The following is a 6816-nucleotide window of genomic DNA, read 5'->3' as shown; positions in this document are numbered from 1 at the left end:
GAACGGCTGGATCGAAACGTACAACGAAACCTACCTGCACTCGGCCCTGGGCTACCAGCCGCCGAACAGGTTCGAGAAAACCTATAACCTCAGCCCGATGACTCCATATCAGGCCGCTTGACTAAAGGGGAGCAGTACAATTATGCCACAGCCATGGCATTGGATTCACAGAGCAATATTTACGTAACAGGCTTTAGTTATGCCGGAGCAGGTAATGAGGACGATATAGTTTCCATTAAATATGACTCGAATGGAAACCAGCTTTGGGTGCGAAGTTACAATGGGCCGGGGAGTAAAAAGGATCAAGGACAGAGCATATCTTTGGATTCCGCGGGAAACATCTATGTAGCAGGAATAAGTTTTGGAGCGGACTCAACTTACAATTATGTAATCTTGAAGTATGATTCAGGTGGAAATTTTCTTTGGGAAAAGCGATATGAGAGATCCGTTTCATATTACGGAGGATATCCAAAACTTTTAGTTAGTCAAACCGGGAATATGTATCTGTCTGGAACAGACACCCAAAACATGTGGGACTTTGTCACCATCAAATATTCTCCTCTTCCCGCTATCAAAGGGGATTTGAATTTGGACGGGGTAATGACATTGGCGGATGTGGTTTTGATGTTGAATTTTGTGTTTAATGGAACCCCGTTTGCGGCGGCGCCAACGGCCGGGGATTTGAACTGCGACGGCAAAATTTCCCCGGCGGATGTAGTGATTATGCTGCAGATTTTCTTTCTTTCGGTTCCTGCGCCCTGTTAGAAAAACGGGCACAATATATTGTGCCCCTACAAAGGCGGGCAGGCACGAGACCTGCCCCTACGAAAGACGACCTATCCCCCCCGACATTTTCAGATTACGCCGCCGGCCTATGGTGATACGGTTTTAGCTGGGCGATGTCCCGTTCAAAGAACAAATCGATGGTCCAGTCCAGCATCACCCGCAGTTTTTTGGAGAGGCGCGGCAACCGGAAAAGATAATAGGTGCGCCAAATCCACCAGGCCCAAAACCCACGGACGCGGAAGCCCAAAATGATGGCCACGCCGCTCCTCCGCCCCAGCATCGCCATCTGCCCCAGCATGTTGTAATGAAACGGTTTTTTCCTGCCCCCTGTCAGCTCCGCCAGAATATTTTGCGCCGCCACCCGCCCCTGCCGCAAGGCATGCTGGGCGGTCGGCGGATACGGCGCCCCACTTCGCGGGTCGGTTAGCGAACAGCAATCACCGACGACCCAAACATCCGGATCGTCCACGGATTGCAGAAATTCATTGACCACCAGCCGGCCCCGCTTGTCCTTTTGAAATGGCAGGCCGCTCACCAATTGCTGGGGGGTGACGCCGGCGGTCCAAATCAAGGTGCGGGTTGGAATTTCTTCGCCCCCTTCAAGGATGACCCGGTCGCTCCGGGCTTCCTTTACCCGGGCGGAAAGCCGGACTTCCATTTTCTTCTCCTGCAAGGTCTGCAAAGCAAAGTTTGCCAAGTCCTCGCTCACTTCGAGCAAAAGGCGGGGAGCCGCCTCCAGCAAAACGACCCGGATTAAAGAGCGGTCTATGTGCGGATAATATTTCGCAAGATAATGGGCGAAATCGTTCAATTCCCCGGCCAGCTCCACCCCGGCAAACCCGCCCCCCACGACGACGAACGTGACCAGCGGAGTTTGCACCTGCGGAAATTTTTCCGTGTCGGCCTGCTCGAAAAGGGATATGACGTGGTTGCGCACGTAAATGGCGTCCCCCAAACTTTTCATCGTGATGGCGGCCTCTTCCAGCCCGGGGATGTTGAAAAAATTGGTGGTGGAGCCGAGCGCAATCACCAGCTTGTCGTACGCCTCCCCCTCCTCCCGGCCGGTCGCTTCCTGCCGCACCTTCACCACTTTTCTTCGGGGGTCTATGGCTATTACCTCCCGCTCGGCAAAGCGGATCTTTCGGCAGAGCTGGCGGATGGGGTTGATGATGTGGCGGGTCTCGATGGAGCCGGTGGCCACTTCGCCGAGCATCGGGGTAAAAAGGAAAAAGTTGTCCCGGTTGATTAGGACGATTTCCCAGCCGGCCTCAACCGAGCGCTTTTCGAGCCGGCGGGCAATCGTCATCCCGGCGTAGCCGCCTCCCAAAATCACCAGCCGCTTTTTTGCTTGCTCGGCCATAAAACCAAAATAACATATTTTGGGTAGCCCGGAGCCCCCGCTCCGGGGCGCTTCTACCCTTTTGTTGTCTTCTAACTTATCTTGCCGCCGTGAAAGTCTATAAAGACCGCCATGTAAATAAAAAGCTTATCGTTGGAAAAAAAGTGTTGATTCTCGGTTACGGCAATCAAGGCCGGGCGCAGGCCCTGGCCCTGCGGAAAAGCGGGGCCAAGGTGGAAATTCACCTCCCGCCGAAAAGTCATTCCGCCAAGCAGGCGAAAAAGGATGGTTTTTCGCTGGTGGATTTGCCCGCCGGCGTTTCCGGGGCGGATTTTGTGGCGTTTTTGACCCCGGATGAATGGATGCCGGAGATTTTTGAGGAAGTCAAACCGCATTTTCGCCCCGGCCAGGCCACAGTTTTTGCACACGCCTTGGCAATTCATTTCAAGTTGATACAAATTCCCAAGGGAATTGATACGCTATTGGTGGCTCCTCTGGGCCCCGGCAAAAAACTCTGGGAATTGTTTCAACAAGGCAAAGGAATGACCGCCTGGGTGGCCGCCCGGCCGCAAAAAGCGTTGCCCAAAGCCCTCGCTTTTGCCTGGGGCATCGGCGCCACCCGCGAGGGCGTTATTCCAACCACGTTTCGGGATGAGACGCTGGGGGATTTGTTCGGGGAGCAGGCCTTTTTGTGCGGCGGACTTTTGGCGATTTTGCTTTACAGTTATCAAACGATGCGCAAATATGGGCTTTCGGAAGCCAACGCCCGTTTGGAAACATTGGGGCAGATTGATTCTTTGGCCGAGTTGTTAAAAACGGAAGGACCCGCCGGATTTATTCAAAAAATCTCCCCCACGGCCGCCTTCGGCGCGGAAAAGGCCATCGAGCGGATGAAAGTTTTAAAGCCGGTGTTTGAAAAGCTTTTCCGGGAAATCGATTCGGGGCGGTTTGTAAAAGAATGGATGCAATCGAAGCGAAAATTTTCGAAGGGGAAATTGATTCGGGAATTCGGGCTGGTTAAGCTCACCACAAGCAGGCCTTGAAACGCAAAAAGGGCGACCAGAGGGAGTCGCCCCTACAAAAACGGTTTTTATTTCTTCTCGATTAAAAAGAGGAACGAATCGTTCGGGGCAATTTTCAAAGGGAGCCCCTGGCGCAAATCCTTGGAGGAAATTTTCAAATCCAGATCCCCCAGCAAATCAACGAGCCGGAGTTTTTCGCCGCGAATGCCGGCTTTGGCCGTGTCCACCCGGATGATGAGCTGGCGGGGGATGCCGGAGTGGTTCGTGCCGGAAAGGGGGTAGGACAAATACAAAAGCGTGGCTTTCTGGTTTTTGGCCAAAGCCATATCCAGATGGGGGTCGGAGGCGTACAGCCGCCTTTCCACCCCGATTTCCTCGAACAGCTTCTCCAAAAAGGAAAGCCGCTCGTGGTTCAGCTGGCTGGATAAATCGAAGGAGAAAAACCAGACCTCCCCTTTTTTCACCTTTCCGGCCGCCCCCACCGGACGCCTGCGGCCGTCGTAGGCGATTTTTTTCAAGTTCGATTTGCGGATGTGGCCGAAAAGGGAGGCCGGAAACTCCAGCCCGAGCCCCTTGACGCTCCCCACTTCCGGTGTGGCGGCGGTTTTGACCTTGATGAAATTGGACAAAATCTGGCAGGGGCGGCCGGACTCGTCCAAAACCGGCGCGGCGCCGAAGAAAACCAGTTTTTTACCCTGCTTCAAAAGCTCCACGAGCGTTTCCTGCGCGGCGCGGGACATCACCTCGGCCGTGGGGACGATGAAGGTTTTGAATTTTTTCAAACTGGCGGGGGAGGAAAAATCGGCCACGCCGAACTCGAATTTCAAGAAGGACAAATCCCGCACCAGCCCGAAGTAGGTGTTCATGAGGGGCAGGATGTAGCCGTACGGCTCTTCGGCCCGCAGCTCCCGGTACCAGTAGAGCGGGCGGTCGACCAAAAAGGCGACTTCCGCGGAGGATTCGAGCGTGTCGAACCCCACCCGCTCGGAGGCGGCGGCGAATTTGCGAATCACCTCGTAGCCCGCGGTCACGGTGCCGTCTTTGGTCAAAGGCGATCCGTACCAGTGATCCCGCTCCACGAAGGAGCCGAGATTGAACCCCTTGATGCCGGAGGCCAAGGCCAGACACAGGCTGAACTTCACGTTCCGGGCGTCGTAGGGCAAATATTTCGCCGCCTCTTCGGGAAGGGCGGCGGGGAGCCCGGTGGCCAAAGTGGAAAGGTAGGGGAACGGCTTGGTGCCGGCAAACGCCTTCAAGTCATGCTTGGCGGTGTAGTAGTCGAAGCTGCCGTCCAGATAGTAGCCGGAGAAGAAGGACATATCCTCCGGCCAGGGGAACTCCGCCAAGGGCATCGAGCCCTCTTTGGAAAAATGGGTGAAGTAATACAAGGCGGGCATTTCGGAATTGACCAGAATCTCCCGGAGGGTGGAAACGTAGCGCCCCATCATCCATTCTTTGAAGCGCATCCAGTCGAAAACCTTGGCGAGCTGTTTGGGGGTGGCGGGGTGAAAGGCGGCCGGCGGGCGGATATCGGCAAACTGCTTGGCCCGCTCGGCGTACGCTTCCGCGGCTTTCTTCGGCTCTTCAAATTTCTGCTGCAGAAACTCCGGGTACAGACTGGAAACCACGTACTGGTTGTAATCCAAATCGAACGGCCCCATATGCCCGCCGAAGGAGGGACGGCTGTCGATTTCAACCAAGAATACCGGGCCGCGGGGATAGATGTAATGCTTGACCACTTCGGCCAAGGCGACGTAGTAGCGCTTGAGGTGGGAGAGGAACGCCGGGTGCAGGTAGGTGGGGACGTACCCCCCCTTTACCCCCCCCGTGTTTTTCGAAGGGACGTAGTTGCCGTGCGGGTCGCGGGCCAAAAGGTCCGGCATGGAGGCGAGATAATCGGGATAGCCGCCGTTGACCCATTCGCTGCCAATCCAGGGGCCGGGCTTCAGAATCACTTTGAAGCCGAATTCGCGCGCCAACTCGAGGAAAACGATTAAGTCGCGGCGCGGGTCCAAATGTCCGCCGAAATCGAACTGCCCCTGTGATGTTTCGTGCAGATTCCAAGGGACATAGGTGGAAAGGATGCGGATGCCGGCCCGCTTGATTCGTTCAAAGCAGATGGACCAGTGGCGCTTGGAGACCCGAAAATAAGAAAGCTCAACCGAAAGAGGGGGGTAAACCTCTTTCCCGATTAAGAACTTGTTATCCGCTATTTTCAACATAAATTTAATGGAAACAAAGCCAACTGCCCGTCCCTCTTTGGGTTACAAGGACAAATGCCACTTCAGCAGCAAGAAACTTTCCACTTGCCATAAAAAAAAGAAAATTATTGGCTTTGTCAAATAAAAACTACGGAAAGGGTGATATTTTTTTCACAAAGTCGATATTGAGGGATAAAATCCAATTAATTTATTGATTTACAACACATTACGATAAACCGGGATTGTGTGTCTGTAGGCAGTTGAAATTCATATTGTTGTAATTAGCCGAAAATAAAAAGCCCTGCTTTTGACAAGCAGGGCTTTTTTGAAAGCGTGGATTTTATTGTATCATCAACATCTTTTTGGTCTGCAGGAAATCCTGCGAGCGGAGGCGGTAGAAGTAAATGCCGGATGGAACTTCCATTCCCCGGCTGTCCCGTCCATCCCAGTTGACAATATAGGACTTCGCCTGCAAATACTCATCCACCAGCGTATTCACCTTCTGCCCCAAAATGTTGAAAATCTCCAACGTCGTTTTTCCCGCCTTGGGCAAGGCAAAAGATATCTGGGTGTTGGCGTTGAAGGGATTCGGGTAGTTCTGGGAAAGAGAATAGGCCTGCGGCCTTTGGCCCGGATTCACATCCCGGACATCCGTAAAAGCCGTGAGAACCGTGCACTGCCCCGCCACAAAGTTCACCGGCAAATCTGCGGGCACTGTATTTGTAAACGTGCAGGGCAAATTGGCCACCCGGGTGGAATCAAAACGAACGATCCCTATTGAATCAAATCCGGAGCTGTGCCTGAACCTAATCTGCCAAACCTCCTTGCGGGTGGCGTTGGGGGGCTCGATGGTGGAGGGGTCGCTCCCGTCAAATCCGGCCGCCAGCAAAAATCGATCCGGACTGTTGTCGTTGTACTGGGAAACGTTGACAGAACCGAAAAACCGCAAGGTCCCGGTCATGGGGGTAACCATGCTTGTAAAGTTGAGCGTTCCCCCGGCAGTCCGGTTCAACAACACATACGCCGTGCCGTTCACGGTGGATTCCCGCAGGGACAAGGTAAGGAACGCCAACGAGTCCCTGTTCGTAATGTTGACCCGCATGAAAAAAACGGACGTGCCGCCCGTTCCGGTCAGGGCGGTGTCCACGGTTTTGGATTCCAGAATAATCGAATCCTGCGGGTCGGGCTGGGCAACGGCCGTTGCCGCCAAAGCCGCAAAAATAAATATCGAGATTATCAGGGTGAAAAACTTCTTCATTACTCCCTCCTCAAAGTTAGGGGTTGCATCCTTCCGCAATGTTCCATCCGCTGTTTGGTACCCATCCATTCGGTTCAACACGAAACGTTAGAAAAAGTTCCTTCGGGCCCACCTCCTTGAATTTTGCACATTCTCACCATCCATCGGTTTGAATATGAAAGGCGCAGGCAATTTCGTCAAGTATAAAATACGGATTTTTGATTTTTTTGT

At 53.6% G+C, this 6816-nt stretch carries 5 protein-coding genes; 2 read left to right on the top strand and 3 right to left on the bottom strand.

The annotated features are described in order from the left end of the window. The first annotated feature begins 498 nt into the window (after window positions 1–498). Window positions 499–765: a dockerin type I repeat-containing protein gene (locus tag VNL73_09335; protein ID HXF49607.1), complete on the top strand. Its 267-nt coding sequence runs from the start codon at window positions 499–501 to the stop codon at window positions 763–765. A gap of 94 nt (window positions 766–859) precedes the next feature. On the opposite strand, the gene VNL73_09330 is transcribed toward VNL73_09335, so the two are convergent. Then, a complete protein-coding gene (locus tag VNL73_09330) occupies window positions 860–2146 on the bottom strand; it encodes an NAD(P)/FAD-dependent oxidoreductase (protein ID HXF49606.1) in 1287 nt (428 codons plus the stop codon). 89 nt (window positions 2147–2235) lie between these two features. Between VNL73_09330 and ilvC the strand changes: the two genes are divergently transcribed. Continuing rightward, entirely contained in the window at window positions 2236–3168 is a 933-nt protein-coding gene (ilvC, locus tag VNL73_09325) for a ketol-acid reductoisomerase (protein HXF49605.1), read from the top strand. Between the two features lie 47 nt (window positions 3169–3215). On the opposite strand, the gene VNL73_09320 is transcribed toward ilvC, so the two are convergent. Together VNL73_09320 and VNL73_09315 are read right to left on the bottom strand one after the other, a co-directional pair. Then, entirely contained in the window at window positions 3216–5369 is a 2154-nt protein-coding gene (locus VNL73_09320) for a beta-galactosidase (GenBank protein ID HXF49604.1), read from the bottom strand. Window positions 5370–5688: 319 nt separating this feature from the next. Continuing rightward, on the bottom strand, window positions 5689–6606 hold the full coding sequence (locus VNL73_09315; protein HXF49603.1) for a T9SS type A sorting domain-containing protein: 918 nt from the start codon (window positions 6604–6606) through the stop codon (window positions 5689–5691). Window positions 6607–6816 lie beyond the last annotated feature (210 nt).

The organism is Verrucomicrobiia bacterium (assembly GCA_035574275.1).
Taxonomy (GTDB): Bacteria; Zixibacteria; MSB-5A5; order DSPP01; family DSPP01; genus DSPP01.
Note: the sequence above shows the minus strand (reverse complement) of the source record. Positions and strands in the feature narration are given on the sequence as shown.